The sequence below is a fragment of the Paracoccus nototheniae genome (assembly GCF_004335005.1).
In the GTDB taxonomy this organism is placed as follows: domain Bacteria; phylum Pseudomonadota; class Alphaproteobacteria; order Rhodobacterales; family Rhodobacteraceae; genus Paracoccus; species Paracoccus nototheniae.
The window spans coordinates 1-4,373 of the sequence record NZ_RQRT01000135.1 but is presented as its reverse complement, the minus strand read 5'-3'; the positions used below and the strand labels follow the sequence as shown (position 1 = coordinate 4,373).

General features: G+C 68.4%; 3 protein-coding genes. All 3 read left to right on the top strand.

What is annotated here, in order from left to right; all coding sequences use genetic code 11:
- On the top strand, positions 1-356 hold a 356-nt coding region (locus tag EG885_RS21875; protein ID WP_131578908.1), incomplete at its 5' end, for an ATP-binding cassette domain-containing protein.
- Positions 340-2,379 (top strand): aminoglycoside phosphotransferase family protein, encoded by a 2,040-nt coding sequence (locus EG885_RS21870; RefSeq protein WP_131578905.1) that lies wholly within the window; start codon positions 340-342, stop codon positions 2,377-2,379. The genes EG885_RS21875 and EG885_RS21870, both read left to right, overlap by 17 nt.
- A gap of 246 nt (positions 2,380-2,625) precedes the next feature.
- On the top strand, positions 2,626-4,131 hold the full coding sequence (locus EG885_RS21865) for an ABC transporter substrate-binding protein (protein WP_131578902.1): 1,506 nt from the start codon (positions 2,626-2,628) through the stop codon (positions 4,129-4,131).
- Positions 4,132-4,373 lie beyond the last annotated feature (242 nt).

The window sequence follows — 4,373 nt, the reverse complement described above, 5'->3', positions numbered from 1 at the left end:
TGGTGGCCGAACGCGGCGCCAATTTCTCGGCCGGACAGCGGCAGCGGCTGGCGATTGCGCGCGCCGCCCTGCGCCACGCGCCGCTGCTGATGATGGACGAACCGACCGCCGGTCTGGACAGCGCCAGCGAAGAGGCCGTCGCCCGCGCCATCGACGCGCTGTCGGCGGACCGCACCACGCTGCTGGTGACCCATAATCTGGCGCTGGCGGCGCGGATGGACCGGATCATCGTGTTGCATGACGGTCGTCTGGCCGAAGATGGCAGCCATGCCGCGCTGCTGGCCAAGGGCGGACGCTATGCCGCGCTGTGGCGGCTGCAGCAGGGGGGGCGGGTGCGCGATGCTGCCACCGGCTGACCGCGATATCGTCGCGCGCGATCCGGGCCTGCCGGGGCTGGCGCTGGTGCTGGATGCCCAGGCCGTGTCCGACCTGCTGGGCGCGCCCGCGCAACCCGTCCATCTGCGCTACAAGCCCGGGGTCAGCTGCATGGCGACCTTTCGGGTGGGCGGCGATTTCGTGACCCTGCGCGCCCTGACCCGCGCCCGGTTCGACGCGGATGAGATCGGTCCCCGCCGCGCCGCGCTGGTGCGGCTGCTGCCGCAGCATGCCGTGATCGTCCTGCCGCCCGCTGCCGACCGCCGCATCACTGCGCTGCGCAAGGGCGTCGTTCCGGGCGATGCGATGGCGCTGCGCTTCAAACCCGAACGACGGCTGGTCCTGCGGCGGGACAAGGCGATGATCAAGGCGATGTCCAGGGCCACATGGGACCGCGCCCTGCAGGGCGCCCGGTTTGGCGCCTCGATGGGCGGGCCTGCCGTCCTGGCCGTGGATGAGGGCCATCGCCTGATCACGACCGCCTGGCTGCAGGGCACCAGCGCCGAGGCGGCCCCGCCCGCCACATTTGCCCGTATCGGCGCCGCACTGGCGGCGCTGCACCGGGCCAAGGCCGACCTTCCAAGGCGTGCCCCCTCGGCCCCGCCCGCCGCGCTGGCGGATCTGGAACGGTTGGCCCCGCATCTGTCGGCCCGCATCGTGCAGTTGCGCCGTTCGCTGGCACTGATGCTGCAGGACGGTGCGCCCGTCCCCTGTCACGGCGATTTCAGCGCCGATCAGGTGATGTTGGCCCCCGATGGCCGCCTGTCCTTCGTCGATTGGGACGAGGCCTGTCTGACCGATCCCGCCCGCGATCTGGGCAGCTTTCTGGCGCGGCTGGATCATGACCGGCTGACCGGCACGGCGACCGCTGGCTGGGCCGGTGACAGCGCCAGCGCCTTCCTGCAGGGCTATGGGTCGTTGCCGCCGCATCTGCCCGCCCACCACGCCTCGGCCCTTGCCGCGCTGGCGACCGAGGGGTTTCGCACCCGCAGGCCCGACTGGCCCGATCTGGCCCGCCGGCTGCTGGACCGCGCCGCCGACATCCTGCCCCCGCCCGATCCGCTGCGGATCGCCGCCGATCCCGCCGCGATGGCGCGCCTGACCGGGCTGGCGATGGACACCGCCACGATGATCCGGCTGAAGCCGGGCAAGCGGGCGCTGTTCGACTATGATGCCCGGCTGATCGGCAAGCTGCGCCTCAAGGGCCCCGATCTGCGCACCCCGGCGCTGCATGACCGGCTGCGCGCCGCCGGGCTGGACGGGTCGGACGGGACCGGCGTTCCCGCAGCGCGCGGATCGGTTCCGGCGCTGCATCTGTGGCTGCAGGACCGGGTGCCGGGGCAGGTTCTGACCGGATTGATCGCGCTCGACGGTCCCACCGCGCCGCTGTATCAGACCGGGCGCGGGCTGGCCCGTCTGCATGGCACAGATGTCGGCGCGGATCGGTCATGGACGATGCAGGATGAGGTCGATGTGCTGCAAAAGGCGCTGGCCCCGCAGATGCGGAACCCCGGCATTCCCCGCTTCGACATTGTGGCCCCCGACACTCCCGCCCCCGACATCCCGGCCTCCGACATTCTGGCTCTGCTCGGGCATCTGAGCGACGCCGCGCTGGCGCTGCCTGCGGGGCCTGCGACCGGCATCCATCGCGATTTCTATCCCGATCAGGTGCTGATCGACGGGGGCCGGGTCTGGCTGCTGGATCTGGATCTGTATGCGCAGGGCGATCCGGCCGTCGATCTGGGGAATTTTCTGGCCCATCTGGACGAATTCGCGCTGCGCAAGGGCTGGGCCCCGGCGGCGCTGAAGGGCCAGCAGGATGCGTTTCTGGCCGGATATGGCAGCCTGCGCCCTGTGCCGGGCCATGTGGGTCTGCTGCGTGCGCTGTCTCTGGCGCGTCATATCGGCATGGCCGCGCGCTTTGCCGATCGCCGCCACACGCCCCGCCTGATCATCGCGCATCTGAATGCGGGACTTGGTGCCGCCCTGACCCGCAACGGATAGGACCGCAGGCGTTCTGCGACATTATGTCCCGGCATGAATGTTCGGCCAGACCGGTCCGACCTGGCACTATTGCCCCTTGCAGGGTTGCAGGGCCTGCGGCGGCAACTCTAGGGTATGCGATGCGCCTTTGATGCCCGATCCCCTTCCGGGCACGCGGCGCGGTGCGGATCTTGATGGTCCGCAGGCACCGATGACAGCGGCCGGTCAGGCCGTCGTCCCATGACAAGAAACAACCGGGAGACTTTGATGAAAATCACCACCTTCATGGCCACCGCTTTGGGCACCGTCGCCCTTGGCGGCATGGCCGCCGCCTCTGATCTGCGCATCGGCCTGAACGAAGACCCGGATTCGCTGGACCCGGCGCAGTCACGCACCTTTGTGTCGTCGTTGGTCTATGAACAATTGTGCGACCGGCTGTTCAACACCAATGCCGACATGGAGATCATCCCCGAACTGGCCACCGAATGGGAATGGGCCGAGGATGGGATGTCTTTGACGATCATGCTGCGCGAAGGGGTGACACATCACGACGGCACACCCTTCAACGCGGAATCGGCGCGGCGCGTGCTGGACCGCAACATGACGCTGCAGGAAAGCCGCCGTCGCGGAGAACTGTCCTCGATCGCCGGGGTCGAAGCGACCGGCGAACACACGCTGACGATCACGCTGAACGCCCCCGATGTGACGCTGCTGGCGCAGTTGGCCCATCACGCGGGCCGCATGTATTCCCCCGATGCCGCAGATGAGGCGGGCGCCGGTTTTGGCCGCAACCCGGTCTGCTCCGGCCCCTATTCCTTTGCCGAACGGGTCGAAGGCGACCGCATCGTGCTGGAGAAGTTCGCCGACCACTGGGAGGCCGACGAATATCACTATGACCGGGTGATCTATCTGCCGATCCCCGACACGACCGTGCGTCTGGCCAATGTCCGTTCCGGCGACATGGATATCATCGAACGCACCGCGCCCGCCGACGTGCCCTCGATCCGCGACGATAGCCGCCTGCAATTGTTCGAGGTGCCCAATATCGGCTATCAGGGCATCACCGTGAACGTCGGCAATGGCGCACGCGCCGAAGGTCCGCTTGGCTCTGATCCCCGCGTCCGTCAGGCCCTGTCGCTGTCCATCGACCGCGAGGCGCTGAATCAGGTCGTGTTCGAGGGGCAGTATCTTCCCGGCAACCAATGGGCCGCGCCGGGATCGTTCTATTACGACGAAACCGATCCGCTGCCCGCCCGCGATCCCGACCGCGCCCGCGAATTGCTGGCCGAGGCGGGGGTCGAGACCCCGATCCGCGTCGAGATGCAGATCGGCAACAATCCGATCGCCCAGCAGGTCGGTCAGGTCGTCCAGGCCATGGCCTCGGAAACCGGGTTCGAGATCTCGTTGCGGGCGACCGAATTCGCCACGCTGCTGGCCGAGAATGTCGCCGGCAATTTCGACATGTCGCTGCAGGGTTGGTCGGGCCGGATCGATCCGGACGCGAATATCACCGCATTTGTCGGCAGCGACGGCGCCAATAACGACCAGCATTACCGCAGCGACCAGATCGACGAGCTGCTGGCCGAGGCCCGGTCCGAACCGGACGTCGATGCCCGCAAGGCCCTGTATGACCAGACGCGCGCCATCCTGAAAGACGACCTGCCGCTGATCTATCTGTACCACATCAAGTATTTCTACACGATGCGGCAGGGGATCGAGGGGTTCGAACCCTATGCAGACGGCATCATCCGCCTGCGCGGCGTGTCGGGCTGACAGGTCTGGCCAGCCGGGCCCACCGCTCCGGCTGACGCCGTCCATTCCGTCCGGGCCTGTGGTCCGGGCGGGCTTGTTACCCGCGGCGCCCGGGCCGCAGGCCCAGCCAGCCGGTCAGTGCCGAGACAAGCGCCGCCGGAACGGCCAGCGCCCCCAGCATCATCAGCCCGGGCAGCCACATCGCCCTGTCCTCCGCCAGTGCCAGCATCACCGGATACTGGGACAGGGCGATGTGGCTGCCC

Bases quoted from the DNA above. Each gene is read 5' to 3' on its own strand.
- EG885_RS21870 (WP_131578905.1), top strand. From the start codon at position 340: ATGCTGCCACCGGCTGACCGCGATATCGTCGCGCGCGATCCGGGCCTG.
- EG885_RS21865 (WP_131578902.1), top strand. From the start codon at position 2,626: ATGAAAATCACCACCTTCATGGCCACCGCTTTGGGCACCGTCGCCCTT.